The sequence below is a fragment of the Asanoa sp. WMMD1127 genome, assembly GCF_029626225.1.
Taxonomy (GTDB): Bacteria; Actinomycetota; Actinomycetes; order Mycobacteriales; family Micromonosporaceae; genus Asanoa.
On sequence record NZ_JARUBP010000001.1, the window covers coordinates 3379743 to 3406063 of the forward strand.

The 26321-nt window shown below is 74.3% G+C and carries 19 protein-coding genes; 13 read left to right on the top strand and 6 right to left on the bottom strand.

The annotated features are described in order from the left end of the window. Positions 1-17: 17 nt before the first annotated feature. From O7635_RS16120 to ccrA, 3 genes are all read right to left on the bottom strand, one after another. The gene (locus tag O7635_RS16120) at positions 18-1508 is read right to left on the bottom strand and encodes a hypothetical protein (protein WP_278081246.1); all 1491 of its coding nucleotides are present in this window, start codon (positions 1506-1508) and stop codon (positions 18-20) included. Positions 1509-1684: 176 nt separating this feature from the next. Then, positions 1685-2923 (bottom strand): cell division protein DivIVA, encoded by a 1239-nt coding sequence (locus tag O7635_RS16125; protein ID WP_278081247.1) that lies wholly within the window; start codon positions 2921-2923, stop codon positions 1685-1687. 137 nt (positions 2924-3060) lie between these two features. Continuing rightward, positions 3061-4410 (bottom strand): crotonyl-CoA carboxylase/reductase, encoded by a 1350-nt coding sequence (ccrA, locus tag O7635_RS16130; RefSeq protein WP_278081248.1) that lies wholly within the window; start codon positions 4408-4410, stop codon positions 3061-3063. Between the two features lie 180 nt (positions 4411-4590). On the opposite strand from ccrA, the gene O7635_RS16135 reads away from it, so the two are divergent. Further along, positions 4591-5517: a TIGR03621 family F420-dependent LLM class oxidoreductase gene (locus O7635_RS16135; RefSeq protein ID WP_278081249.1), complete on the top strand. Its 927-nt coding sequence runs from the start codon at positions 4591-4593 to the stop codon at positions 5515-5517. On the opposite strand, the gene mce is transcribed toward O7635_RS16135, so the two are convergent. Next, a complete protein-coding gene (gene mce / locus O7635_RS16140) occupies positions 5514-5981 on the bottom strand; it encodes a methylmalonyl-CoA epimerase (protein WP_278081250.1) in 468 nt (155 codons plus the stop codon). The two genes, O7635_RS16135 and mce, sit on opposite strands and share 4 nt — an antisense overlap. Positions 5982-6047: 66 nt before the next feature. Between mce and O7635_RS16145 the strand changes: the two genes are divergently transcribed. From O7635_RS16145 to O7635_RS16200, 12 genes are read left to right on the top strand one after another with little or no spacing between them, the layout of a single operon-like run. Next, entirely contained in the window at positions 6048-7232 is a 1185-nt protein-coding gene (locus O7635_RS16145; RefSeq protein WP_278081251.1) for an acetyl-CoA C-acetyltransferase, read from the top strand. Beyond that, entirely contained in the window at positions 7229-8200 is a 972-nt protein-coding gene (gene meaB, locus O7635_RS16150; protein WP_278081252.1) for a methylmalonyl Co-A mutase-associated GTPase MeaB, read from the top strand. Before O7635_RS16145 ends, meaB begins: the two co-directional genes overlap by 4 nt. 48 nt (positions 8201-8248) lie before the next feature. Continuing rightward, complete coding sequence (locus tag O7635_RS16155; protein ID WP_278081253.1) at positions 8249-11314, top strand: FtsX-like permease family protein; 3066 nt, start codon at positions 8249-8251, stop codon at positions 11312-11314. After that, entirely contained in the window at positions 11311-12183 is an 873-nt protein-coding gene (locus tag O7635_RS16160) for an ATP-binding cassette domain-containing protein (protein ID WP_278081254.1), read from the top strand. Before O7635_RS16155 ends, O7635_RS16160 begins: the two co-directional genes overlap by 4 nt. Further along, positions 12158-12832 (top strand): ATP-binding cassette domain-containing protein, encoded by a 675-nt coding sequence (locus O7635_RS16165; RefSeq protein ID WP_278081255.1) that lies wholly within the window; start codon positions 12158-12160, stop codon positions 12830-12832. The genes O7635_RS16160 and O7635_RS16165 overlap by 26 nt, the downstream gene beginning before the upstream one ends. 33 nt (positions 12833-12865) lie before the next feature. Further along, a complete protein-coding gene (locus O7635_RS16170; RefSeq protein ID WP_278081256.1) occupies positions 12866-13411 on the top strand; it encodes an Asp23/Gls24 family envelope stress response protein in 546 nt (181 codons plus the stop codon). Between the two features lie 32 nt (positions 13412-13443). Further along, entirely contained in the window at positions 13444-15117 is a 1674-nt protein-coding gene (locus O7635_RS16175; protein ID WP_278081257.1) for a methylmalonyl-CoA mutase family protein, read from the top strand. Between the two features lie 58 nt (positions 15118-15175). Further along, positions 15176-16042 (top strand): ATP-binding cassette domain-containing protein, encoded by an 867-nt coding sequence (locus O7635_RS16180; protein ID WP_278081258.1) that lies wholly within the window; start codon positions 15176-15178, stop codon positions 16040-16042. 5 nt (positions 16043-16047) lie between these two features. Beyond that, a complete protein-coding gene (locus tag O7635_RS16185) occupies positions 16048-19146 on the top strand; it encodes an FtsX-like permease family protein (protein WP_278081259.1) in 3099 nt (1032 codons plus the stop codon). After that, a complete protein-coding gene (locus tag O7635_RS16190; RefSeq protein ID WP_278081260.1) occupies positions 19143-22142 on the top strand; it encodes an FtsX-like permease family protein in 3000 nt (999 codons plus the stop codon). Before O7635_RS16185 ends, O7635_RS16190 begins: the two co-directional genes overlap by 4 nt. Positions 22143-22148: 6 nt before the next feature. Continuing rightward, complete coding sequence (locus O7635_RS16195) at positions 22149-23078, top strand: tetratricopeptide repeat protein (RefSeq protein ID WP_278081261.1); 930 nt, start codon at positions 22149-22151, stop codon at positions 23076-23078. 4 nt (positions 23079-23082) lie between these two features. After that, a complete protein-coding gene (locus tag O7635_RS16200; RefSeq protein WP_278081262.1) occupies positions 23083-24654 on the top strand; it encodes an arginase family protein in 1572 nt (523 codons plus the stop codon). Positions 24655-24658: 4 nt separating this feature from the next. Here O7635_RS16200 and O7635_RS16205 read toward each other — a convergent pair whose 3' ends face one another. Both O7635_RS16205 and O7635_RS16210 read right to left on the bottom strand, forming a co-directional pair. Further along, a complete protein-coding gene (locus O7635_RS16205) occupies positions 24659-25519 on the bottom strand; it encodes an alpha/beta hydrolase (protein WP_278081263.1) in 861 nt (286 codons plus the stop codon). Positions 25520-25548: 29 nt separating this feature from the next. Next, positions 25549-26283: a hypothetical protein gene (locus O7635_RS16210; RefSeq protein WP_278081264.1), complete on the bottom strand. Its 735-nt coding sequence runs from the start codon at positions 26281-26283 to the stop codon at positions 25549-25551. Between the last annotated feature and the right edge of the window lie 38 nt (positions 26284-26321).

Sequence of the window (26321 nt, forward strand, 5' to 3'; positions counted from 1 at the left end):
TGCGGGCTCGTGTCCGGTTAGTCGGTGGCGAGGGTACGGCTCTTGCGGTCGGCGCCGTCGACGGTCGCCGTGAGCCCGGCCCCGTCGGCCTTCCCGTTGCCGTTGCCGTTGGCCGCGGCCGGGTCGGCGGTCGCGCGGGGCTCCATGGTCGCGTTGGCCGCGGTCGGCGTCGTGGCCGGCTCGCCGTCGGGCGCCGGCGTGGTGACCGGCTCCGCGACGGGCGCCGGCGTCTCGGTGTCGGACGTGGGCTCGACCTGAGCCCGGGTGATGGCCGCGGCCCGGACGTCCGGGGCGACGGCGGCGGCGCGGACGTCGGCCAGCGACTGGTGCGCCCGGGCCAGTTCGGCCTGCACCTCGGCCAGCTGCTTGCGCGCCGACTCGGTCTCCTGCCGCGTGGTGGCCAGCCGCTCGCCCTCGTCGTCGATCTGGCGGCGCACGGCCGCCGCGTGCTCCTCGGCCTGGCGGCGCAGCTCGACCGCGTAGCGCTCGGCCTCGACCCGCTGCGCGGTCACCTGCTGCTCGATGCCCGTGCGCCACTGGGTCAGCTCGCGTTCGGCGGTCGCGCTGCGGGACGCGTAGTCCTGTTCGGCGCTGCTCTGCCGTTCTTTGATCTGCTGTTCGAGCGCGGCCCGGTGCTGACCGAGCTCCTGCTCGATCGCCGACCGCCGCTCGGCCGCGGACCGGTCGAGCTCCGCCCGCTGCTCGGCGCCCTGGCGCTCCAGCGCGGCCCGCTGCTCGTCGCCCGCGCGCTGCAGGTCGGCGCGCTGCGCGGCGGTCTCCCGCTCCACGGCGGCACGCTGCGCGGCGGTCTCCCGCTCCACGGCGGCGCGCTGGGCGGCCACGAACTGCTCGGTCTCGGCGCGCACGGCGCTGATCTCGCGCTCGGCCGTCGCCCGGAAGCCGGCGACCTCCTGCTCGACCGCGGCGCGGAGCTGGTCGGCCTCGTCGCGGGCGGTGACCAGGATCTGCCCCGCCTCGCCCTGCAGGCGCTGAATCTCGGCCCGGGTCGCGGCCAGCTGCCGCTCGACCTCGGCCCGGCGAGCGGCGTCGACCTTTTCCTCTTCACCGCGCCGCGCGGCCAGCGCGAGCTCGAAGTCGCGGATGGCGGCCGCCGCGTGCCCACGGGCCTCGTCGACGAGGTTGTCGGCCTGGTCGCGCTGGACCTGCACGGAACGGTGGGCGTCGGCCCGGATCTCGTCGGCCTGCTCCTCGGCCAGCGCGAGGATCTGCTCGACCCGCGGCCCGAGGTGGCGGAACCGCACGACGTCGATGGTCGCCGCCTCGCGGCGCACCGCGGCCAGCTCGACCTGGAGCTGCTCCACCTGCGCGGAGAGGGTGTGGATCTGCCCGAAGCGGTCTTCGCGTTCGGCGAGCAGCGCGGCGATCTCCTGCTCGGCCTGACTCACGTAGCGGTCGACCTGGCGCCGGTCGTAACCGCGGAGCGCGGACTCGAAATGGGGGGTGGAAGCGTCGCCGCCCAGAGCGAACAGTTCCGCGCCGTTGGACATGGTCACATCCTCACACGAACGTCCCGTAGCGCTCCGATAAACGCCGCATGGCGGGACGTGCGACTGTTGCGGCCGAATTGAGGGAAGTGGGCCAATATTAGCGGGAGTCCGGAGACGCCACGAGGCCGCACCGCCTTCCGGCGGTGCGGCCTCGGTTCAGCCCCGGTGCGGCGGCCTCAGGCGTTGGCCGCCGACTTGTCCTCGGCGTCCTTGTCCTTCTTGGTCTCCTGCTTGGGCGCCGCCACGGTCGGGACGATGCCGGCGAGACCGGAGAGCATCTGGCCGAGCTGCGCGGTGACCGCGTCCTTCTGCCGGGTGAGGTCTTCGACCTCGCGGCGGGCGGTCTGCGTGGTGATCTCGGCCTCGGTGCGCGCCTCGGACAGGTGCCGGTGCGCCTCGGACTGCGCTTCCTTGAGGGCCTTGTCGGCCGCGTTGCGGGCCCGGTCGACGGTCTCGGCGGCGGTGCGCTCCGACTCGACCCGGCGCGCCTCGGCGCGCTGCTCGATCTCCTTGGCGCGGTCTTCGGCGGCGCGGGCGCGCTCCTCGGCCTCGGCGACCAGCTTCTGGGTCTGCGCGACCTGGGCGGCGTGCCGCTCGGACTCCTCGCGCTCGGACTTCTCCCGACGCTCGGCCAGCTCCAGCGCGAGGGCCTGCAGGTCCTTGTCGCGCTTGTCGCGGGCGTCGCTGAGCATCTTGGTCGCCTCGGCGCGCTTCTCCTCGGCCTCGCGGCCGGCCTTGGCGCGCAGCTGGGTGATCTCGCGCTCGGCGGTCGCCCGCAGCGTCGCGACCTCGCGCTCCACCGTCGACTTGAGCTCGGCGACCTCGTGGGCGGTGACCGTGCGCAGCTGCTTGGTCTCGCGGTCGGCGTCGGCGCGCAGCGTGTCGGCCTCGCGGCGGGCCTGCACCCGCACCTCGGCGGCCTCGCGCTCGGCGGCCGTGCGGACGCTGCCGGCCTCGCGCTCGGCGGTGGCCTTCATGGCCGCGGCCTCGGCGCGCGCCTTGTCGGTGATCTCGCGGGCCTCGAGCCGCGCGGCGGAGAGGATGCCCTCCGACTCGCGCTTGGCCTCGCCCCGGTGGTCGTTGGCCTGCTCCTCGGCGAGGCGCAGGATCTGCTCGACCCGCGTGCCGAGCCCCGAGAGCGTCGGCCGGTTGTTTTCCTCGAGCTGCTTGTTGGTGTCGTTGAGCTTCTGCTCGAGCGCGCCGAGGCGCTGCTCGGCCTGGCGCAGGCGACGCTGCGCGTCGTTGGTCTTCTGCTCCGCGTCGGCGCGCTCCTTCTCGGCGGCGGCGAGGCGGTTCTGGAGACGCGCGAGGGTGTCGTCGACCTGCCGGCGGTCGTAGCCGCGCAGAGCGACGGTGAACTCTTCTGTCGAGTTAGCGTTCTCGAAGAAGCCAAGGGAGGACTGCTGCTGGGGCATTGGCACATCCTGGCAGACCCACCAGGGGGCAGCGCAAGGGCGGTGTTGCCGTTGTCGCCCGCCAAAGCATGGTCATCTTACCAGCGTTGGCCGTCGACATAGGAAATTCCGCCGATCGTGGACAAACGGCGAGTCGGCTATTCGCCGCGGAACCGGTTGATCCCTTCCTCGTGCCGTGCGCGCAGCTCAGGGTCGCGAACGCCCAAACCCTCGGCCGGGGCGAGGCAGCGCACGCCGACCTTTCCCTGATGCCGGTTGCGATGGACGTCGAGGGTCGCCTGACCCGTCAGCTCGAGCGGATAGACCCGGGAGAGCGTCGGATGGATTCGACCCGAAGAGATGAGTCGATTCGCTTCCCATGCCTCGCGATAGTTGGCGAAGTGGCTGCCGATGATCCGCTTCAGGTTCATCCACAGATAGCGGTTGTCGAACTCGTGCTGGAAACCACTCGTCGACGCGCACGTGACGATCGTCCCGCCGCGTCGGGCGACATAGATGCTCGCGCCGAACGTCTCCCGGCCCGGGTGCTCGAAGACGATGTCGGGGTCGCGCCCGCCGGTCAGCGACCGGATCAGCTCGCCGAACCGCCGCCACTCGCCGGCGTCCTGCGTGTGCTCGTCCCGCCAGAACGTGAAGCCCTCGGCGGCCCGGTCGATGACGAGCTCGGCGCCCATCCGCCGGCACAGCTCGGCCTTCTCCGGCGACGACACCACGCAGACCGGCGTGGCGCCGCCGTTGAGGGCGAGCTGGGTCGCGTACCCGCCGAGTCCGCCGGAGGCGCCCCAGATGAGCACGACGTCGCCCTGCTTCATCGCCGCGCCGTGGTGCGAGACGAGCTGCCGGTAGGCGGTCGAGTTGACCAGTCCCGGGCAGGCCGCCTCCTCCCAGCTGAGGTGCCGCGGCTTGGGCATCAGCTGGTTGGCCTTGACCACCGCCAGCTCGGCCAGGCCGCCGAAGTTGGTCTCGAATCCCCAGATCCGCTGCTGCGGGTCGAGCATCGTGTCGTCGTGCCCGTCGGCGTCCTCCAGCTCGACCGACAGGCAGTGCGCGACCACCTCGTCGCCGGGCCGCCACTTGGAGACGGCCGCCCCGACCCGGAGCACCACGCCGGCCGCGTCGGAACCCACCACCTGGTGCGGCAGGTCGTGCCGCTTGGTCAGCTCCGAGAGCTTGCCGTAGCGGCGCAGGAACGCGAACGTCGGCACCGGCTCGAAGATGCTCGTCCAGACCGTGTTGTAGTTGATCGCGCTGGCCATCACCGCCACCAGCGCCTCGCCCGGCGCCAGCTCCGGCGTGGGCACCTCTTCGACGTGCAGCGACTTGCGCGGGTCCTTGTCGCCGGTCGCCAACCCCTCGAACATGCCGACCTCGTCGGCCCGCACGACCACACCGCGGTACGTCGGCGGCACCGGCACCCGGCCCAGTGCGGACAGGTCAGGCGAAGCGGCGCCTTCGGCCGCCATGATCGTTTCGACGATGTCCCGCACGAGAACCTCCCCCGCCCGACAAACCGGCTGATCCGGACGTTACGCACGCCCAGCCCGGCCTGGACGGGGTTCGTGAAACCGACCCCCCTTGCTCTGCAGCCATATACGCAACACCCTCGCGGCGAGGTGTTGCGTATATGGCTGCAGAGCAAAGGGTGGCGGAGCCACTAAGGTCGGCGCATGCCGAAGCCGTTTCGCTTCACCGCTTCCATGCCCGGCCTGGGCGGTCGCACCCCGGCGCAGTGGCGCGAGCAGATCCGCCGGGTCGAGGAGCTGGGGTTCAGCTCCGTGGCCATCTCCGACCACTTCACCGACGGCTGGGCGATGGACCCGATCGTGGCGATGACGGTCGCGGCCGAGGCAACCAGCCGCCTCAAGGTGCTCGCACTGGTGTTCTGCAACGACTTCCGCCACCCGGTGCTGTTGCACAAGTCCATGGCCAACCTCGCCGTGTTCTCCGGCGGCCGCGTGGAGGTGGGCCTGGGCGCCGGCTGGAAGCAGTCCGAGCACGAGGCCGCCGGGCTGACCTTCGACCCGCCGGCCGTGCGCGTCGAACGGCTGGCCGAGTCGATCGACGTGATCAGCGGGCTGTTCGGACCCGAACCCTTGTCGTACGCGGGGAAGCACTACCGCATCACCGAGCTCCACGGGCTGCCGAAGCCGGCGCACCGCCCGCCGATCCTGGTCGGTGGCGGCGGCCGCAAGGTGCTGGAGCTGGCCGGCCGGAGCGCCGACATCGTGGGGATCAACCCGCGGCTGACCGCCGGCGGCGGGCTCGCGGCCGCGATGGCCGACATGACCGCCGAGCGGATCGCCGCCAAGGTGGCGTGGGCCCGGGCCGCGGCGCCCGACCCCGAGCGGCTCGAGTTCCAGATGACCATGCTCGACGTGCGGGTGACGGTCGGCGGCGAGACCCACGGCTCCACGTCGAGCCAGGCCGCGGCGGCCACCCCCGAGGAGCTGGCCGCCTCGCCCGCGGTGCTGCACGGCCCGGTCGACGCGTGTGTCGACAAGCTGGTCGAGGTGCGCGAGCGGTTCGGGATCAGCTATTTCCACCTCGGCGGCAACCTGGCCGCGGCGGCGCCGATCGTCGCGAAACTGGGCTAAGCGGGCTCGACCAGCTCGACCAGGACCCCGCCGGCGTCCTTCGGGTGGACGAAGTTGATCCGGGAGCCGGCGGTGCCGCGCCGGGGCGCGTCGTAGAGCAGCCGCATGCCGCGGGCCCGCAGCGCCGCGGCCGCCGCCTCGACGTCACGCACCGTGTAGGCCACCTGCTGCACGCCCGGCCCGGACCGGTCGAGGAACTTGGCGATGGCCGAGGCCGGCGACAGCGGCGCGAGCAACTGCACGCAACCGCCCTCGGTGGTCGGGCCGACCGACATCATCGCCTCGCGTACGCCCTGGTCGGTGTTTTCTTCAATGTGGACGCACGTCATCCCGAACACCCGGGAGTAGAACGCGATGGCCTCGTCGAGGTCGGCCACCGCCACCCCGACGTGGTCGATGCGGAGCAGGCCCACATCTCCTGTGACTGAGTCGTCAGCGTGCTTCGCGGCGGCGTCCTGGCCCATGGCGATATTCTGGCCGAACGATCGCTAAGGTGGCGGGTCGACACCCTAGTTTGAGAGGTACCAGACATGACGAGCGTGATCGTTGGCGGCGCGCGCACGCCGATGGGCCGGCTGCTGGGCAACCTCAAGGACTTCCCGGCGACCAAGCTCGGCGGGTTCGCGATCAAGGGCGCGCTGGAGCGGGCCGGCGTGACGCCCAACCAGGTCGACTACGTGATCATGGGTCAGGTGCTGCAGGCCGGCGCGGGGCAGATCCCCGCCCGCCAGGCCGCGGTCGAGGCCGGCATCCCGATGTCGGTGCCGGCCCTGACGATCAACAAGGTCTGCCTCTCCGGGCTCGACGCGATCGCCCTGGCCGACCAGCTGATCCGGGCCGGCGAGGCCGAGATCGTGGTCGCCGGCGGCATGGAGTCGATGACCAACGCCCCGCACCTCATGCTCGGCCAGCGCGGCGGCTACAAATACGGCGACGTGACGGTCAAGGACCATATGGCGCTCGACGGGCTCACCGACGCGTTCGACCAGATCAGCATGGGGGAGTCGACCGACCGGCTGGGCGCGAAGCTGGGCATCGGCCGCGCCGAGCAGGACGAGTTCTCGGCACGCAGCCACCAGCGGGCCGCGGCCGCCCAGAAGAACGGCCACTTCGCCGAGGAGATCGTGGCGGTCGAGGTGCCCCAGCGGCGCGGCGACCCGTTGGTGATCAGCGAGGACGAGGGCGTCCGGCCCGACGCGAGCGCCGAGTCGCTGGGCAAGCTCCGCCCGGCGTTCCTCGCCGACGGCACGATCACCGCGGGCAGTTCCTCGCCCATCTCCGACGGCGCCGCCGCCGTCGTCGTGATGAGCCGGGCCAAGGCCGAGGAGCTGGGCCTGGCCTGGCTGGCCGAGATCGGCGCGCACGGCATGGTGGCCGGCCCCGACAACTCGCTGCACTCGCAGCCGTCCAACGCGATCAAGAAGGCGCTGGCCAAGCAGGGCCTGACCGTCGCCGACCTCGACCTGATCGAGATCAACGAGGCGTTCGCGCAGGTCGGCCTCCAGTCGATGCGGGACCTGGGCGTCGACGCCGACATCGTCAACGTCAACGGCGGCGCGATCGCGCTCGGCCACCCGATCGGCATGAGCGGCGCTCGGCTCGCGCTGACCCTGGCGCTGGAGCTCAAGCGGCGCGGCGGCGGCACCGGCGCGGCGGCGCTGTGCGGCGGCGGCGGCCAGGGCGACGCCCTGATCATCACTGTCCCGAAGGCATGAGTGTTCGGCGCAGCCGGAGCGTTCCCGAGCTGGTCGAGCAGGCGCGGGCGGGCGACCACCGCGCCGTAGCCCGGCTCATCACCCTGGTGGAGAACGGCGACGAGCTGCTGCCCGAGATCGCCGCCGCGCTCGCGCCGCACACCGGCCAGGCGCAGGTGATCGGCCTGACCGGGTCGCCCGGCGTCGGCAAGTCGACGACCACCAACGAGCTGGTCCGCGAGCTGCGCAAGCAGGGCCGCCGGGTGGGCGTGCTGGCGGTCGACCCGTCGAGCCCGTTCACCGGCGGCGCGATCCTCGGCGACCGCGTCCGGATGCAGGACCACGCGACCGACCCCGGCGTCTACATCCGGTCGATGTCGTCCCGCGGGCACCTCGGCGGCCTCGGCGCGGCGACGCCCCAGGCGGTCCGGGTGCTCGAGGGCGCCGGCTGCGACGTGGTGCTGGTCGAGACCGTCGGCGTCGGCCAGGCCGAGGTCGAGGTGGCCTCGCTGGCCGACACGACGCTCGTGCTGCTGGCGCCCGGCATGGGCGACGCGATCCAGGCGGTCAAGGCCGGCATCCTGGAGATCGCCGACGTCTTCGTGGTCAACAAGGCCGACCGGGACGGCGCCGACAACACCTACCGCGACATCCAGGGCATGATCGGGCTCGGCGAGCGCGGGCCGGGGGAGTGGCGGCCGCAGGTCGTGCGGGCGGTGGCCAGCCGGGCCGAGGGGATCGGCGACATCGTCGCGGCGGTCGACAAGCACCGCGGCTGGCTGGTCGAGCACGGCGAGCTGCGCCGGCGGCGGGAGCGGCGGGCCGCCGCCGAGGTCGAGGCGATCACGTTGGGCGCCCTGCGGGCCCGGATGGCCTCGTTCCAGGACGGCACGACGCTTCGCGAACTGGCCACGGCGGTCGCGGCCGGCGAGATCTCGCCCTACGCCGCCGCCGACCGGCTCCTGGCGAGTCTCGAGATCGAAAACTGAGCAACCTCCGGGGCGACGTCGGGCGTTACGTTCCCCGGAGGTGAGCCAGTGTCGGGTCTGATCGTCACGCTGCGCGGCATCCGATCACGGTTGGGCCGGTCGACGCTCGTCGTCCTGCTCTCGACGATCGCGATCGCGGCCGCGGTGCTCGTGCCGCTGTATTCACGGGCGGCCGCGCAGTCGGTGCTGACCGACACGGTTTCGGATCCGCCACGGATCGTGGCGGGCCTCAACGCGCGCAGCACCGCGCTCGAAGGCATGCGGGCCGGGGAGGTGCGGTCCCAGGTCGATGCCGAGCTGGCCGGCGCGCCGGCCGTGGCGGCCGTGCTTGGCCCGCCCCAGGACACCATCGCCGACGGCGTCGACCCGGTCACCGGGGTGAAGAGCCGAGGCCGGCTGGTCTACCGGCCCGGCGCGTGTGAGCAGCTCACGATCGTCGCGGGGCGCTGCCCCGGCGACCACGAGCTGATGGTCAGCGAGCGCACCGTGGAGCGGGTCGACTTCCAGATCGGCGACGTGCTGCCGCTGGCGGCCACCGGCGGTGACCAGCGGGCTGTTTTCGGCGAGCCGGAACCGAAGATCCCCCGCTACACCGTGGTCGGTGTCTACCGGATCGGCGACCCCACCGATCCCACGTGGGAGACCACCGGGTTCTTCGGCGGCTCACCGCTCAACGAGCTCGACGACGGCACCCGGATCGTCGACGAGCTCTTCACCGGTACCGAGGACAGCGCGCTCGGCATTCCCCGGGGGCGCCCGGTGGCGACCGTCGACTACCCGCTGGCGGCGGAGAAGGTCCGGCTGGGCGACGTGCCCGAACTGATCCGCGAACTGGAAGGACTCAGCGCCGGCAACTCGATCGACGGGGTGGCGCTGCGGATCGGTCTGCTGGACAGCCTGCGCGACGCCGAGCGGCAGCGATCGGCGATCAACGCCGCGGTGCCCACGGTGGCCCTCCCGCTCGTCCTCCTGTGCTGGTTCGTGCTGTTCCTGGTGGTCGCGGCCGTCACCGACGACCGCCGGGCCGAGATCGCGGTCGGTAAGCTGCGCGGGCTCAGCGTCGGCGGCATCACCCGGTTCGCGATCGGCGAGCCGCTGCTGTTGATCGGCCTGGCCGCGCCGCTGGGCCTCCTGCTCGGCTTGGGGCTGACCAGACTGGCGGCCGACGCCTTCCTCGCGCCCGCGGTCGACGTGGTCCTCGGCTGGCCGGCGCTGCTGGTCGGCCTCGGCGCGCTGCTCGGGGCCGCGACCGCGGCCGTCTTCGGCACCCGGGAGACCGTGCGGGCCAGCATCGGCACGTTGCTGCGCCGGGTGCCGCACCGGGCTCGTCGACGGGCGGTGGTGGCCGAGGCGATCGTCGCCGCGCTCGCCCTGGCGGCGCTCTATCAGCTGGTGGTCGGCACCGACGGGCAGAGCGCGACGCTCGGCTACGCCGCGCCGGCCCTGATCGCCCTGCTCGCCGGGTTGCTCACCGCCCGGCTGCTCGGCCTGGTGGCCCGGCGTCGACTGCCCCGGGCGACCCGCCGCGGGCAGATCTCCGCGCTGCTGGCCGCGGCCCAGGTCGGGCGGCGGCCGGAAAGCGCCCGGCTGGTCGCCGTGCTGACCGTCGCGCTGGCCCTGCTCACGTTCGCGGCGACGATCTGGGACGTCTCGTCGGCCAACCGGCTGCGCACCGCGAACGCCGGCATCGGCGCGGACCGGGTATTCATCGTCAACGCGAACGGGCCCGAGGCGGTGCGGGAGGCGGTCGACCGGATAGACCCGAGCGGCCGCACCGCGATGGCGGTCGTGCGGGTCAGGCAGAGCTACGCGGGCGACTACGTCGACCTGATCGGCGTGGAGGCGGACCGGATGGTGGCGGTGAGCCGTTGGCCGGACAAGTCGCCCGAGCAGGTCGCCGAGGTCGCGGCTCGGCTCGCCGACGAGGCCGCCCCGCCGGTGGCGCTGAGGTCCGGCCGGGTGACGGTGCGGGCGACCGTGCGCGCGGTCGACCAGAGCGCGCAGCGGCCGATGAGCCTCGGCCTGGTGTTCGGTGAGCCGGGAGCGGCGCCCCGGGCCGTCGCGCTGGGCCGGCTCGAGCCCGGATCGGCCACGTACACGGGCGACCTGACCTGCGCCACCGGTTGCCGACTGCTGGGCCTGCAGGTGCGCCGGTTCCCCGGTGACAACACCGAAGGCTCGGCCACCGTCACGATCGAGAGCTTGGCCCTCGACGGCGCTCCGCTCGACGCGGCGCTCGACACGCCTGGCGCCTGGCGCCCGACCGATCCGTTGCCGGTCGGTCAGACCTTGGCCGTGACCGCCGACGACGCCGGTCTCACCCTGGCGGTGACGAGCGAGACCAGCTCCGACATCGTCGCCCAGTACGGGGATGTCGCGAAGGAGGCGCCGATCGTGCTGTCCGGACCGGCCCCGGCCGACGACCCGGCCGCCGACACCTTCTCGTTTCCGGTGCTCGGCCGCGCGCCGGATCCGGTGCGGGTGACCGAACGGGTTCCGCTGCTGCCCCGTGGCGGCGACCATGCGCTGCTCTTCGATGCTCAGGCGCTCACCGAGCGGGCCGAGCGATCCGCCGGCCTGAACTCGGACCAGCTCGCCTATGAGGTGTGGGCGACCGACGCCGCTCCGGCCGACCTCGGCGCCCGACTGGCAGCGGAGGGCATCCCAGTGGTCCGCAGCGAGCTGTGGTCCGAGCGGATGACCCAACTCGGCCGGGCCGCGCCGGCCCTGGCCCTGCGGCTCTACCTCTTCGCCGGCCTCGTCGCTCTGCTGCTCGCCCTGGGCGCGCTGGTGCTCGACGCGGGCATCACCGCGCCCTGGCGCCGTGAGCAGGCCCGGGCACTGCGGGTGTCCGGCGTGCCGATGCGGGCGCTGCGCGGCATGGCGAACCGGGAGAACGTGATGGTGCTCGGCTTCCCCGTGGTCGCCGGGATCGTCGCCGGTGTGGGCGGCGCCGCGCTGGTGCTGCCGGCGATCGCACTGGTCTCGATCGACGGGGGAGACCAGGCATATCGGCTGGGTGGGTGGTGGCTGCCGGGCTCGCTGCTCTTCCTGCTGGTGGCGCTCGTGGTGGCGAGCCTGGTGCTGCGCCGGATCCGTGGAGGCGCACGATGAGCACGCTTGTCGCGCCGCAGGGAGTGACCTGCCGGGGTCTGGTCTTCATCTACCGGCTCGAGGGCTTTGACGTGGTCGCGCTGGCCGGGGTCGACCTCGACATCGCGCCGGGCGAGGCGGTCGCCCTGGTCGGTCCGTCCGGCGCGGGCAAGTCCACGCTGCTGTCGTTGATGTCCGGCGTGCTGCGCCCGTCGGCCGGCCGGCTCCAGGTCGGCGAGCTCGAGCTCGTCCGGGCCACCGCGGCCGAGGTGCAGCGGTTGCGGGCGGTCGACGTCGGCGTGGCGCTCCAGGGCAGCGCCCGCAACCTGTTGCCGTATCTGACCTGCGAGCAGAACGTGCGCTTCGCCCAGCGGGCGGCGCGCGGCCAGGGCCGGCGCACACCGGACCCGGCGGCGATCCTCGACGACGTCGGGCTGCTGGGCCGCCGCCGCGCGGTGCCGGGCGAGCTGGCGCCGGGTGAGCGCCAGCGGCTCGCATTCGCCGTGGCGGGTGCGGCCCGGCCGGGGCTGCTGCTGCTCGACGAGCCGACCAACCAGCTCGACGAGCGGTCCCGGGACGAGGTGCTGGCGGTGCTGCACCGGCTCAACGAGGCGGGCACCACGGTCGTCGTCGTCACCCACGACGTGGAGGTCGGCCGGGCGCTCGGTCGCACGGTGACGATCCGCGACGGGCGGGTCGGCGCCGAGGGGCGGCGCGGAGCGGACTACTCCGTGGTGGGTCGCGACGGTAGCGTGCACCTTCCGGCGGAACTGCTCGAGCGGCTGCCGCCGGGCACGCTTGTCACGATCGCGTCCGACGCCGACGGCACCATCCGGCTCGTACCGGCGCTTGAAGGGGGAACCGATGAGCAGGACCATCGTCGTCGATGACGTGACCGTGGCCTACGGGGCCGGCGAGCCGGTGCTGACCGGCGTCTCCGCCCTGGTCGCGCCCGGTCAGGTGCTGGCGGTGACCGGCCCGTCCGGCGCCGGCAAGACCACGCTGCTGTGGACCATGGCCGGGCTGCTGCGCCCGTCGGCGGGCAGCGTGACCGTCGACGGCGAGGCGATCCGCGACCGCGACTTCGCCGTCGCGCGGCAGATCGTGCTGGTGCCGCAGGACAACGGCCTGGCCGCGATCCTCACCGCCGCGGAAAACGTGCAGGTGGCGCTGATCGCCGGCGGGGTCACCCCGCCGGAGGCCCGGCGGCGCACGGCCGAGGCGCTCGAACGGCTCGGCCTGAGCGGCCAGTCCGACCAGCTCGTCGAGGAGCTGTCCGGCGGCCAGCAGCAGCGCACCGCGATCGCCCGCGGGCTGGCCCTGCACGGCGACGTGGTGCTGGCCGACGAGGTGACCAGCGAGCTCGACGCGACCAACCGGCAGAAGGTGATCGACCTGCTGCGCGAGGAGGCCTTGCGGGGCGCGGCGGTCGTGTTCGCGACGCACGACCCCGAGGCGGCCGCCGCCTGCGACGCCGAGCTGCACCTGGTCGACGGTCGGGCCGAAGTCGTCCGCGGACCGTCACCTATCAGTCACTGACAAAGCTGGTGTCGTCGGCTTACTGTGCCGGCCATGACTGATGCCACCACCCCCACCGCCCCGGCCACCGACGAGGCCGCGCAGATCCACGTGCCGGCCCAGCGGCCGGAGGCCAACGGCGACAGCAAGCTCGGCGACGTGGTCGAGCGCGCCACGGCGGTCTCCGGCCGGGTCGCGTCCGCCGTCGTCGAGCGGCTGCGCAACGAGGGTTCGCTGACCGCCGACCGCGGCTCGACCACGATCGCCGACGAGGTCGTCGAGAAGATCGCCGGCATCGCCGCGCGGGGCGTCCCGGGCGTGCACGACCTCGGGGGCGACGTCGCGCGGGTGTTCGCCGGCCTGCGGGAGCGGGTCGGCCTGGGCGACGCCGACGACGACGCGGACCGCGGCGTCAAGGTCCGCCTGGACGGCGACCAGGCGACGGTCGAGATCACCCTGGTCATCGAGTACGGGCAGGTCGTGCGCACCGTGACCGACGCGGTGCGGGCCGAGGTGGTCGCCGCCGTCGAGAAGATGCTCAGCCTGCACGTCACCGAGGTGAACATCCGGGTCGACGACGTTCATGTACTGGAGGCTTAGCGATCGTTCAGGCCAACCTCTAGACTGGCCGGGTGAATGCCGAGGAGATCGCCGCAGGGAGAGCCCGCTGGCAGGCGCGCTATGACGCCGCACGCAAGCGCGACGCCGACTTCACCACGCTCTCCGGCATGCCGGTCGAGCCGGTCTACGGGCCACCGCCCGGGGCCGACGTCCCCGGCTTCGACCGGATCGGCTGGCCGGGCGAGTTCCCCTACACCCGGGGCCTCTACCCGACCGGCTACCGCGGCCGCACCTGGACCATCCGCCAGTTCGCGGGCTTCGGCAACGCCAAGCAGACCAACGAGCGCTACAAGCTGATCCTCGGCGCGGGCGGCGGCGGGCTGTCGGTCGCGTTCGACATGCCCACGCTGATGGGCCGCGACTCCGACGAGCCGCAGTCGCTGGGCGAGGTCGGCCACTGTGGCGTGGCCATCGACTCGGCCGCCGACATGGACGTGCTCTTCGACGGCATCGACCTGGCCGCGGTCACCACGTCGATGACCATCTCCGGCCCGGCCGTGCCGGTCTTCTGCATGTATCTCGTGGCCGCCGAACGCCAGGGCGCCGACCTGTCGACTCTCGACGGCACGCTGCAGACCGACATCTTCAAGGAATACATCGCGCAGAAGGAGTGGCTCTTCGAGCCCCAGCCGCACCTGCGGCTGATCGGCGACCTGATGGAGTTCTGCGCCCGCGAGATCCCGCGCTACAAGCCGCTGTCGGTCTCCGGCTACCACATCCGCGAGGCCGGCTCGACCGCCGCGCAGGAGCTGGCCTACACGCTCGCCGACGGCTTCGGCTACGTCGAGCTGGGGCTGTCCCGCGGGCTCGACGTCAACACGTTCGCGCCCGGGCTGTCGTTCTTCTTCGACTCGCACGTCGACTTCTTCGAGGAGATCGCCAAGTTCCGGGCGGCCCGGCGCATCTGGGCCCGGTGGCTGCGCGACGTCTACGGCGCCACCGACGAGCGCGCGCTCTGGCTGCGCTTCCACACCCAGACCGCGGGCGTCTCGCTGACCGCCCAGCAGCCGGTCAACAACGTCGTGCGGACAGCCGTCGAGGCGCTCGCCGCCGTCCTCGGCGGGACCAACTCGCTGCACACCAACGCGCTCGACGAGACACTCGCCCTGCCGACCGACGAGTCCGCCGAGATCGCCCTGCGCACCCAGCAGGTGCTGATGGAGGAGACCGGCGTGACCAACGTGGCCGACCCGCTGGGTGGCTCGTGGTACGTCGAGGCCCTCACCGACGCGATCGAGGCCGAGGCCGAGCAGATCTTCGAGCGGATCCGCGAGCTGGGCAACGACGGCACGATCACGGCCGGCATCCTGCGCGGCATCGAGGACGGCTGGTTCACCGCGGCGATCGCCGACTCGGCGTTCACCTACCAGCGGGCGCTGGAAAAGGGCGAGAAGCGGATCGTCGGGGTCAACGCGCACAACGGCACCGTCGCCAAGGAGCTCGAGATCCTGCGCATCTCGCACGAGGTCGAGATCGAGCAGAAGGCGCTGCTCGGCCGGCGGCGCGAGACCCGCGACCAGGCCGCGGTCGACGCCGCGCTCAAGCGCATGATCGAGGTCGCCCGCACCGGCGACAACATGATCCCGTCCATGCTGGACGCGGCCCGGGCCGAGGCGACCCTGGGCGAGATCTGCGGCGTGCTCAAGGACGAATGGGGCGTCTACCGAGAGCCCGCCCGTTTCTGAGGTTTTACCTGATGATCACGGGGCTGCGCTATCGCCGTCGAGGTGGTAGGCAGTACCCGTGTCAGGTCTCGCAGTCGCTTGCCGCCGGGTGGTGCACATCTACCGCGCCGAGGCGGGCGATGTCGTCGCGCTCTCCGGCGTCGACCTCTCCATCGGCCCCGGCGAGATGCTGGCGCTCGTCGGCCCGTCCGGTTCCGGCAAGTCGACCCTGGTGGCGCTGCTCGCCGGGCTGATGCGGCCGTCGGCCGGCCGGGTCAACGTGGGCACCTACGACCTCGGCAAGCTCAGCGACGCCGAGATCTCCCGGTTGCGCGGCACCCAGATCGGCGTCGTGCTGCAGGGAGCGGCGCGCAACCTGCTGCCCTACGCGTCGCTCGAGCGCAACGTCTGGCTGGCCCAGCGCCGCGCCGCCCGCACCGAGGGCATCGAGCTCGAAGACCCGGAGCGCATCCTCGACCTGGTGGGCCTGCGCGGCAAGGGCGCGGCCAAGCTGACCGACCTGGCGCCCGGCGCCCGGCAGCGGGCGGCCCTCGCCGTCGGCATCGCCGCCTCGCCCGGCCTGCTGCTGGTCGACGAGCCGACCAGCCAGCTCGACTCGCACGGCCGCGACGAGGTGCTCGACGCGCTGGAGACGGTCAACGCCGAGCGGGGCACCACCGTCGTCGTGGTCACCCACGACGCCGAGGTCGGCGCGCGGCTCGGCCGGGCGGTCACGATCCGCGACGGGCGGGTCGGCGCCGAAGGCCGCGGCGGCCAGGACTTCGCGGTGGTCGCCGGGGACGGCACCGTCCAGCTGCCGCCCGACGTGCTCGGCCACTTCCCGCCCGGCACGCTGTTCACCGTCGACCAGGCGGACGGCACCGTCACGCTGGTGCCCGGCGGCGCGGCGCAGATCCCGGAGTCGCACGCCGGCGACGCGGCCTAGCCCGCATGTTCGGAGTCGTTCGAGGTGCGCTGCGGGCCCGCCGCGCACAGGCCGCCACGGTGCTCGTGCTCACCGGCCTCGCCGTCGGCGTCGCGGCCGCCGCGCCCTGGTACGTCCGCGCCGCCGAGCGCTCGGTGGCCGTCGCCGACGTCGCCGGCGCCGGGTCGTCTGAGCTGGTCGTCCGCGTCTCCGGCCGGGTCGAGGGTGCGCTGGCGCCGGGCGGCCGGGTCCGCCCCGGCGCCGAGGTCGTCTCCGACGTCAAGGACGGCGCCGGGCCGGTGGTCACCGTGCCGGGCGCCGGCACGACCGTCTCGCTGCGTGAGTCCGGCACCATCGCGTCCGAGCTGGCCCGGGTCAACCTGCGGCTGGCGTACCGCGACGACATGTGCGCGCACCTGGACATCGACGGCGCCTGTCCGGCGGCCAAGGGCGAGGTGCTGTTCAGCCGGCGCACCGCCCAGGCGCTGCAGGTGAAGGCCGGCGACAAGGTCGACTTCGTGCTCTCTTCGCAGCCGCCCGTCGCGTTCACCGTCACCGGCACCTACCAGCTTCGCGACCCGCTCGGCCACTACTGGGCGCTGACCGACTTCGGCGGCTCCTCCGCGCTGGACCCGGGCGCCGACGGCCCCGGCGACCCGGCGTTCGTCGCCGACGACACGATCGCCGCGTTGCCGATCAAGGAGATCCTGGCCGACTACCACCTGCGGATCCCACCCCGCCTCTTCCTCGACGACCTCAGCGCGCTGCGCGCCGAACTGGCGGATGCCGGTCGCGACAGCGGGGCGTGGCGGGTCGCCACCGACGCCGGCGTCCTGGCCACCCGGATCGAGCGCGAACGCCAGCTGGTCGGGCTCGGTGTCGGCGTCGCCGCCGTCCAGCTGCTGGTGCTCTGCTGGTTCGGGCTGTTCTTCGCGGTGCGGCACACGGCCGAGCAGCGCCGGCCCGACATCGGCCTGCTGAAGCTGCGCGGCGCCGCGCGCTGGCGGCTCTGGCACCTGGCGATCGCCCAGAGCGCCGTGCCGATGCTGGTCGGCGCGGTGGCCGGCGCGGGGCTCGGCCTGGGCGGGGCGCGGTTGGCCGCCGGTCAGGTGCCGGAACCCCGGTCGGCGGCGCTGTTCTCCGGCATCGCCGCGCTCGCCGCGCTGGGCGGCGCGCTGCTGGCCGCGGTAGCGGCCGACGCGGGCGGCATGCGAGCGGCGGTGACCGACCTGCTCCGGCACGTCCCGTCCCGGCGGCGGGGCTGGCGGGCCGAGGTCGTCGACCTGGTCATCGTGCTGGTGGCCGCGGCCGGGCTCTACCAGAGCTACGTGACCGCGGTCGAGGCCGGCGCCACCACCGGGCTCGCCCTGCTCGCGCCGGCACTGATCGCGGTGGTGCTTGCGCTGGCCGCCGCCCGCCTGCTCACCCCGCTGGCCGGGCGGGTCGGCCGGCGGGCGTTGCGAGCGGGTCGGGTGTCGGGCGCGCTCGGCGCTATCCAGCTCGCCCGCCGCCCTGGCACCCATCGCGTCTTCGCCCTGCTGGTCATCGCCGTGGCCCTGCTCGCCACCGCGGTCGGCGGCTGGAGCGCCGCGGACGACAGCCGGGTCGAGCGGGCCCGCCACGAGCTCGGCGCCGACCGCGTGCTCACCGTGCAGGCGCGCAGCCGCGCCCAGCTGGTCGCCGCGGTGCGGGCCGCCGACCCCACTGGCCGGCAGGCGATGGCGGTGGTCCGCAGCGTCAACGGGCCGGCCACGGTGCTGCTCGCCGTCGACTCCGCGCGCTTCGCGGCGGTGGCCGACTGGCAACCGGTGTACGGCGATCCGCCCAGCGCCGCGCTGCTCCACCCGCCGGCCCCCGCCTCACTGTCCACGATGGACGGCGAGCTGACCCTGGAGGCCGACGCCAAGATGCTGCCGGCGCCGGTGGCTCCGCTCGCACCGGGCGACGAGACCGGCGGCGTCGCGGGCGGAACGGCTGCGCCCGACCCCATATTCCTGCTGGCGTACCTCGAGACCGAGGCCGGTGACCAGGTCACCGTGCGGTTCGGCCCCCTGCGCGACGAACGCGCCAGCTACCCGGCGACGCTGTCCGGCTGCGGCGCCGGCTGCCGGTTGCTCGGCCTCGAACCGGTGACCCGCAACTTCGCCGGCCGGTCGGTCGTGCCGGAGCCGGGTGCGACGGTGACCGTCTTCGGCCTCACCGGCGCGGGCGGCGCGGTCATCCCGCCCGCCGTGCTCGGCGACGTCGCGCGGTGGCGGGCCAGCGTCGGCGATACGACGACCGGCCCCAACCTCACCGCCGCCGGCGGCGCGCTGACGATCACCGCGATCCGCGCGGCGCGGGAGGCCGACCAGGCAACCCGGGTCTACACCGTCGACGCCCCGGCGCCGCTGCCGGTGGTGACCACCGACAACGTCGTGCCCGTGGCGGAGGGGGATCCCCGACTGCCCGTCTTCGGCGGCGACCTCGTCCCGGTGCGCACCGTCGGCACGGTCGACCGGCTGCCGACCGCCGGCCGGTTCGGCTACCTGATGGACCTCGAGTACGCGGACCGGATCGCCGAGAACCCCGGCGCCAGCGACGTGCCGCAGGTCTGGCTGACCGCCGACGCCGGCGCCGACATCGTCGAGCGGCTGCGGGCCGGCGGGCTGACCGTGATCTCCGACGAGACCACCGCCGGCGTGACCGACCGGTTCGACCGCGAGGCGCCGCCGGCCGCGCTGCGCTTCCAGCTGGTCGCCGCGCTGGCCGGGCTCCTGCTGACCGCGGGCGCGTTCATCGTCGTCGCGGCCGTCGAACGGCCCGAGCGGGCGGCCGAGCTGGCCGCGCTGCGGGCCCAGGGGCTGCCGCCGCGGGTGGTCCGACAGGTCGCCTGGGGCGGCTACGCCGGACTCGCCGGCGCCGCCATCCTGCTGGGCCTGGCCGCCAGCGCGCTGGCGCAGGCGGTGACCCGGCGCCCGATCCCGCTGTTCGTCGACGGCTGGAGCGTGTTGCCCGTGGCCGTGGGTCCACAGGTGGTGCCGCTTCTGCTGGCCCTGGTCGGCGGCCTGCTGGTCGTCGGCACGGCCGGCGCGGCCGCCGCCGCCCTGCTGGTCCGGGCCGTCCGCGGCGAGGAGTCCGCGTGATCGCCCTCGTCACCCTCATGCTCACCGCCCGCCGGGTCCAGGCAGCGCTCGTCGTGCTGCTGAGCGCGCTGGCCACGGCGGCCGCGGTGGCCGGGCCGGTCTACATGGACGCGGTCGACCGGGCTGCCGCCGTCGCCGAGGTGGCCAACACGCCGCCGGCGGAGCGGACGGTCGCGGTCCGGGCCGGCATCGACAGCACCCAGCGCGACCGGTTCGACGCGCTCGCCAACGACGTGGCAGCGCTTCCGGGGTTCCAGACCGTGACCAGCGCCGTCATGCCAGTGCTCGGACTGGAGCCCGCGGCGGGCGAGATCTCCTGGTTCACCTACCGCGACGGCGTCTGCCAGCACGTCGAGATGGTCGCGGGGCGGTGCCTGATGGCCGGCGGCGAAGTGGTGGTCGGCGAGGCGACCGCGCGCCGGCTCGGCGTGCAGCCCGGGCGTTCGGTGTCGCTGGCCTGGGCCACCTACGACGAGATCAGCCGGACCTGGGTGGTCAGCGGGCGGCCGGCCCCGACCACGATCGTCGGCGTCTACCGCCCGCGCGACCCGGCTGAGCCGTACTGGGGTCGGACCGGCTACTTCGCGCCCACGGCGCCGGAAGAGCCGGTCTTCACCGCCCGCCCGTCCGTCGACGCGCTGGAGCACGAGTCCGACAACCGCAGCATCGAGGCCATCCCGGGGCCGGGCGCGTTCGACGCCGACCGGTTGCCGGCGCTGGCGACCGCCCTCGACGAGCTGAGCGAGGAGCTGGGCAGCGACGACGAGACCGCCCGGTTCGCCGCGCTCACCGACGAGCTGCCCAAGTTCTTCGAACGCGTACGCCGCTCCGACGCGCTCACCCGCGAGCTGGTCCCGCTGGCCGGGCTGCCGCTGATCGGCCTGTGCTGGCTGGTCATCTTCGTCGCGGTGGCCGGGGCGACCGCCGCCCGCCGGCACGAGCAGGCGCTGATCGCCCTGCGCGGCGCGCCCCGGGTCGGCCGCTTCTGGCTGGCGGCGGGGGAGAGCGTGATCGCGATCGCGGTCGGCGCGCCGATCGGCTACGTCGCCGGCACGCTGGCCACCCGGGCCGTGGCCGACGCACGGTTCGGGCCGATCCCCGTCTTCGACCTGTCGCCGCCGCCCGGCGCGCTGCTCGCGGCCTTCGTCGCGGTGGCCGGCGCGGTGCTGGTCGGCCTGCTGGCGCTGCGCCGCGACCTGGCCAGCCCGGTGGTCGACCTGCTGCGCCGGGTGCCGCCGCGGGGCGCCGCCTGGCGAACCCTGGCGGTCGACGCGGGCGCGGTCGTGCTCGCGGTGGTGGCCGCGGTGCAGCTGCGGGCCTTCGACGGCCAGCTCGTCGGCCTCGGCCTGCTCGTGCCCGGCCTGATCGGCCTGGCGGTGGCGGTGCTCGCCGGCCGCCTGCTGGTGCCGCTGGCCGCCCGGCTCGGCCGCCGGGCCGTCCACCGCGGCCGGCTCGGGCTCGCCCTGGGCGCCCTGCAGGTGGCCCGTCGGCCCGGCAGCCAGCGGTTGTTCGTGCTGCTGGCCGTCGCGGTCGCCGTGCTCGGCTTCGCGGCCACCGCGGTCGACGTCGCCGACCGCGCGCGGGCCGACCGGGCCGCCGTGGAGACCGGCGCGGACCGCACCGTCGTCGTCGCCCCGACCGACTCCGGCGCGCTGCGGGCGGCGGTGCGCGCGGTCGACCCGGACGGGCGGTTCGCGATGGCGGTCGGCGTGCGGCGCGTCGTCGAAGGACCGCCGGTGCTGTTCGCCGACACCGCCGCCCTGCCGGCCGTCGCGGCCTGGCGCCCCGAGTACGGCGGCTCTCCGGAGCAGATCGCGGCCGCCCTGCGCCCGCCGGCCGACGAGCCGATCGTGGTCAAGGGCGTCGAGCTGGCGTTGACCGTCGACTACGCGCAGCCGTCGGCGACCGGGACCGAGCTGCGGCTCACCGCGCTGCTGCGGCCGCTGGCCGGCGGGGCGCCGGTGCGGGCCGGCAGCGCCGAGATCACCCCCGGCCGGCAGACCTGGACGATGGCCAGCCAGTCCTGTGTCGACGGCTGCCGGCTCACCGGAATCGAGGCGGTCTACTCCGCGTCCGGTGGCGAGGTGGCCGAGGTCTCGATCGTCTCGCTGGGGGTCCGGGCCGAGCTGACCGGGCCGTACACCCCGGTCGTGCCGGCCTTCACCCTCGACCAGTGGCGGGCCTCCGACGACGCGAAGCTGACCGCGGAGGACGGCGGCGTCCACGTGGTCGTGCCCGGCGCGGTGATCCAGCCGCGGCCGACGGTGCTGATGCCGGCGGGCACCCCGGGCGACGTGCCGGTGCTCAGCGGCGGGGCGCCACCGAAGTCCGGCGAGGCCGAGGGCGTCGACGGCAACGTGGTCGCGATCCGGCCGGTCGCCGAGGGCCGGGCCCTGCCCCGGATCGGCACGGGACTCCTCATGGATCTGGGGTACGCCGAGCGCGTGGCAACCGGAAGCACCGACCTGACGACGGCCGAGGTGTGGCTGGGCCGCGCGGCGCCGGCCGATGTCGAGCAGCAGTTGACGAAGCAGGGCCTGGTGGTGGTCGGCCGCGACTCGGCGGCAGCCGCCGCGGACCGGCTCGACGGTCGTGGTCCGGCGCTGGCCGTCTGGTTCCACCTGCTGGCGGGCGGGGTCGCCGTGGTGCTCGCGGCGTGCGGCATGTGGCTGATGGCCGCCGTCGACCGCCGGCGCACGCTCGACGACCTGGTCGCTCTGCGGCGGCAGGGACTCGCGGCGCGTACCGGGGGACGCTGGGTCCTCTGGGCCTATCTGCCGGTCGCCGTCGCGGCCGTGGTCACCGGTTTGGTGGCGGCCGTCATCGCCTGGGCGGTGGTCGGCCACTATGTCCCGTATTTCGTCGATGACGACTTCGCGCTCGCGCCCCCGACCTGGCCACGGCCCCTCTCGATCGCCCTTCCGGCGGTCGCGGTGGCCCTGCTGTTCACCTCCGTGGCGGTCGGTCTGCGTCGCGCGCTCCGCGTGCGAGACTAGGGAACCATGAGCGAACCACGGACCTCTCCGTCGATCTTCACCCGCGGTGCGGTCGATCTCGGCGCCCTCCGGCCGGCCGCGTCGCCCTCTCCTGCTCCCAGTGCCGGCCCACCCGCTGGTGGTTCCGCCCCCGGCGGCGCTGCCGCCCCCGGTGGCGCGCCTGGCTCCGTCGCGATCATCGACGTCACCGAGGCGACCTTCCAGTCCGAGGTGCTCGAGCGCTCGCTGACCACGCCCGTCGTCATCGACTTCTGGGCCGAGTGGTGCGAGCCGTGCAAGCAGCTGTCCCCGGTCCTGGAGAAGCTGGCCGTCGAGGGCGGCGGCGCGTGGGTGCTCGCCCGCGTCGACGTCGACGCCAACCAGCGCCTCGCCCAGATGTTCCGGGTGCAGGGCATCCCGATGGTCTTCGCCGTCGTCGGCGGCCAGCCGGTCGACGCGTTCTCCGGTGTGGTGCCCGAGGCCCAGCTCCGGCAGTGGATCGGCGCGGTGCTCAAGGCCGGCGGCGTCGAGGTGGAGACCCCGGCCGACCCGCGGCTCGAGTCCGCCGACGACGCGCTGATGGTCGGCGACCTCGACGCGGCCGAGGCGGCCTACAAGAAGATCCTGTTCGAGTCACCGGCCGACGCGGCCGCCGAGGCGGGGCTCGCCCAGGTCAGCCTCTACCGGCGGGTGCAGGGCATCGACGCGGCCAAGGCGCTCACCGACGCGTCCGCGGCCCCGTCCGACATCCCGGCGCAGCTGCTGGCGGCCGACGTCGAGGTGCTCAGCGGCGAGGCCGAGCGGGCCTACAAGCGCCTGATCGACCTCATCCGGCGCAGCGTCGGCGACGACAAGGAGACGGTCCGCAAGCACCTGGTGACGCTGTTCACGATCGCGGGTCCCGACGACCCGGCGGTCTCGGCGGCCCGCCGGGCCCTGGCCAGCGCGCTGTACTGAGCCGGTGAGCGCCGTGCGCCGGATAGCGCTCCTGGACGCGCCGTCGAACCTGGGCCTGCGACCGCCCACGCCGACGTCGACTCCGGGCTGCGCCAAGGCGCCCGGCGCCCTCCGCGACCACGGCCTGCTCGGCCGGCTGGTGGCCCGCGACGCGGGCTGTCTCACGGCGCCGCGGTACGACGCCGGCGACTGGCGCCCCGGTGACGGTGTCGCCCACGCCGAGGCGATCGCCGCGTACTCGGTGGCCCTCGCCGGCCGCATCGGCGCCATCATCGACGCTTCGGAGTTCCCCGTCGTCCTCGGCGGGGACTGCTCCGTGCTGCTCGGCTCGGCGCTGGCCATGCACCGCCTGGGTGAGGCGGTCGGCGGCCGCATCGGGCTGGTCTACGTCGACGGCCACTCCGACTTCCGGCATCCCGGCAACGCGTCCTACGTCGGCGCGGCGGCCGGCGAGGGGCTCGCCCTGGCGACCGGCCGGGGTCAGGCCGACCTGGCCGCGATCGAGGGCCGAAGACCGTACTTCCGTGACGTCGACGTGGTGGTCATGGGCATCCGCGCCCAGGACGAGTACCGGCTCGACCTGCAGGCGGCCGGCATCATGACCCGCCCGGTCCCGGCGCTGCGCGCGGAAGGCGCCGCCCGGTCGGCGCAGTGGGCCCGCGACCAGCTCGCCGACTGCGCCGGCTACTGGGTGCACATCGATGTCGACGTGCTCGACCCCGCGGTCATGCCCGCGGTCGACGCCCCGGACCCGGGCGGGATCGCCTTCGCGGAGCTGGAGCTGCTGATCGCCGGCCTGGTCGACACGCCGCACTGCCTCGGCATCGAGCTGACGGTCTTCGACCCGGACTACGACCCCGACGGCGCGTACGCGGCCGAGATCACCTCGGCGTTGGTGGCCGGACTGGCCCCGATCCGCGCGGCCGCGTCGGCGCGCGAGGCGTCGCCGCTCGCCTTCACCCAACGCCGCCGGCCGGCCCCGGACGCGGATCGCTTCCAGCCGCCGGTCAAGGGTGACGGCCTGGGCGAGGTCGAGCCGGCGGCGGACGCCGGCCCGGTTGCGCCTGCGGCGGCGCCGGAAGAGCCGGCCGAGCCCGCTCCGTCGGCCGAGCCCGCTTCTTCGGTCGAGCCCGCTCGGTCGGTCGAGCCCGCTCCGTCGGCCGCGGCCGGTGGGGAGCCGGATCCCGTCGAGGAGCCGGCTTCCGGCAAACGGCCCACGATCGGCCGGCAGCGCCGGTCGGCCTTCGACGTCATCAGCGGCGACGCCGACAACGGCCGCAAGCGTCGTTCGGCGGCCGACATCCTGGCCGCGCCGCTCGGCAGCGACGCCAGCGGCCCCGGCCGCCTCCGCCGCCGCCCCGACGACGACACCGTCACGACGGACCCGCGTCCCGGCGGGCTGCGCCGCTCGACGGCGACCGACGACGACGCCGCCTCGACCGAGCCCCGGCCCGGCGGCCTGCGTCGCCGGCCCGCCCCGGACGACGGCGACGCGGTGTCGACCGACGTGCGCCCCGGCGGCCTGCGCCGGCGTGGCTCCGCCACCGACGAGCCCTCGACGGCGGACGAGGGCTGACCGCTCAGCCCAGGAACTCGGCCAGAGCGGCGGCCAGGGCCTCCGGGTTCTCCTCGGCTTGGTGGTGGCCGGAGTCGATGCGGGCGCCACGAAGGTCGTCGACCCACGGCGCCCAGACGGCCAGCGGGTCGCCGTAGAGGTCCTCCATGTCGTCCCGCGACGACCACAGGAACAACGTCGGGCACCGGACCGTACGCCCGGCGCGCCGGTCGGCCTCCTCGTGCTCCCGGTCGATGCCCAGCCCGGCCCGGTAGTCCTCCAGCATCGCCCGCACCGTAGCCGGGTCGTGGATGGCGGCCCGCAGCTCCGAGTAGTTCTCGGCGCCCATCGATTCGGGCCGGGCAGCGCTGTACCAGGCGTCCGGGTCGGCCATGATGGCCCGCTCCGGCTTGTCGGGCTGGGCGAAGAAGAACCAGTGGTACCAGTCCCGGGCGAACGCCGCGTCACACCGGGCGAGGGCTTCGCTGATCGGCACGCCGTCCATCACCACGAGGCGGCTGACCGCGTCGGGATGGTCGAGCGCCATCCGCAGCACCACGTAGCAGCCGCGATCGTGCCCCACCGCCGCGAACCGGTCGTGCCCCAGGGCCCGCATCAGCCGCACGAGGTCGCCCGCCACCGCGCGCTTGGACTGCTGCCCGTGGTCGTCGCGGATGGCGGCTTTGCCGGACCGCCCGTAGCCGCGCATGTCCGGACACACGACGGTGAAGCCTTGCGCGACGAGCCGAGGCGCGACGCGGTGCCAGGTCGCGCCGGTCCGCGGGTGGCCGTGCACCAGCAGCACGGGGAACCCCGAGCCACCGTGCCGCACCCGCAGCTCGACCTCGCCGACGTCGATCCGCTCGTCCGTGAACCCCTCGAACATGCGAGCCCGTTACCCCCGAACAGAAGATCTCACTCGGCCGGTCGGGACCGCGGTCGCGCCAGCGCGGCGGCGATCGCTGCCGCGGCGGTCGCGGCCGCCAGGCGGACGGCGGTGGGGCGGCGGCTGGTCAGGGCGGTGGTGAGCAGGCCCCAGCCGGCGGCCGTCGCGAGCGGCACCCGGCCGCGTCGGCTCTTCGCGACGGCGCCGGCGAGCGTGGCCCCGGCGACGACCAGACCGGCCGTCGACGCGGCGATCGTGCGCGGCGCCGTCGGTGGCGCCCCGGCCAGCCGGGCGCCGGCGGCCACGTTGACGACGCTGGCCAGGGCCGTCCAACCGAGCAGCAGGCCGGTGCTGGCCGGCGTGACCGCCGCCCACCCGGTCGGTGCCGGGAGATCCTGCAGGCCGGCGTGCGCGCGGGCGGCGAACGCCGCCGCCACGGGCAGCAGGAACGGCGTCGCGGCGAAGCGGTCGCTCTGTGCCGCAACGGACCAGGCGGCGTTGGTCGCGTACGCGCCGGCCAGCGCCCACCCTGTCCGCCGGCTCATCGGCTGCGAGCGGCCCGCGGGTCGCACCGCGCCGATCGTCGACAGCGCGCAGCCCGCGAAGATCGGCGCCCACACCACGAACGCGTAGTCGGGCGGCGTGATCACCGTGTCGTACCGCCGCGTCTGTTCGCCGCGGCCGAGCAGCGGGCCCACCGTCGGGATGGTCACGAAAGCGGCGCAGGCGCCGCCGAGGGCCAGCGAGCGCAACCGATCGGCCATGACATGCCTCCGATGCAAAGTAGCTCAGTTTCTAAGCT

Excerpts from the sequence above, each read along its gene's own strand:
- O7635_RS16165 (WP_278081255.1), top strand. The coding sequence starts at position 12,158 with ATGAGCAGGACCATCGTCGTCGATGACGTGACCGTGGCCTACGGGGCC.
- meaB (WP_278081252.1), top strand. The coding sequence starts at position 7,229 with ATGAGTGTTCGGCGCAGCCGGAGCGTTCCCGAGCTGGTCGAGCAGGCG.
- O7635_RS16195 (WP_278081261.1), top strand. The coding sequence starts at position 22,149 with ATGAGCGAACCACGGACCTCTCCGTCGATCTTCACCCGCGGTGCGGTC.
- O7635_RS16145 (WP_278081251.1), top strand. The coding sequence starts at position 6,048 with ATGACGAGCGTGATCGTTGGCGGCGCGCGCACGCCGATGGGCCGGCTG.
- O7635_RS16170 (WP_278081256.1), top strand. The coding sequence starts at position 12,866 with ATGACTGATGCCACCACCCCCACCGCCCCGGCCACCGACGAGGCCGCG.
- O7635_RS16205 (WP_278081263.1), bottom strand. The coding sequence starts at position 25,519 with ATGTTCGAGGGGTTCACGGACGAGCGGATCGACGTCGGCGAGGTCGAG.
- O7635_RS16135 (WP_278081249.1), top strand. The coding sequence starts at position 4,591 with ATGCCGAAGCCGTTTCGCTTCACCGCTTCCATGCCCGGCCTGGGCGGT.
- O7635_RS16125 (WP_278081247.1), bottom strand. The coding sequence starts at position 2,923 with ATGCCCCAGCAGCAGTCCTCCCTTGGCTTCTTCGAGAACGCTAACTCG.
- O7635_RS16185 (WP_278081259.1), top strand. The coding sequence starts at position 16,048 with ATGTTCGGAGTCGTTCGAGGTGCGCTGCGGGCCCGCCGCGCACAGGCC.
- mce (WP_278081250.1), bottom strand. The coding sequence starts at position 5,981 with ATGGGCCAGGACGCCGCCGCGAAGCACGCTGACGACTCAGTCACAGGA.
- O7635_RS16160 (WP_278081254.1), top strand. The coding sequence starts at position 11,311 with ATGAGCACGCTTGTCGCGCCGCAGGGAGTGACCTGCCGGGGTCTGGTC.
- O7635_RS16210 (WP_278081264.1), bottom strand. The coding sequence starts at position 26,283 with ATGGCCGATCGGTTGCGCTCGCTGGCCCTCGGCGGCGCCTGCGCCGCT.
- O7635_RS16120 (WP_278081246.1), bottom strand. The coding sequence starts at position 1,508 with ATGTCCAACGGCGCGGAACTGTTCGCTCTGGGCGGCGACGCTTCCACC.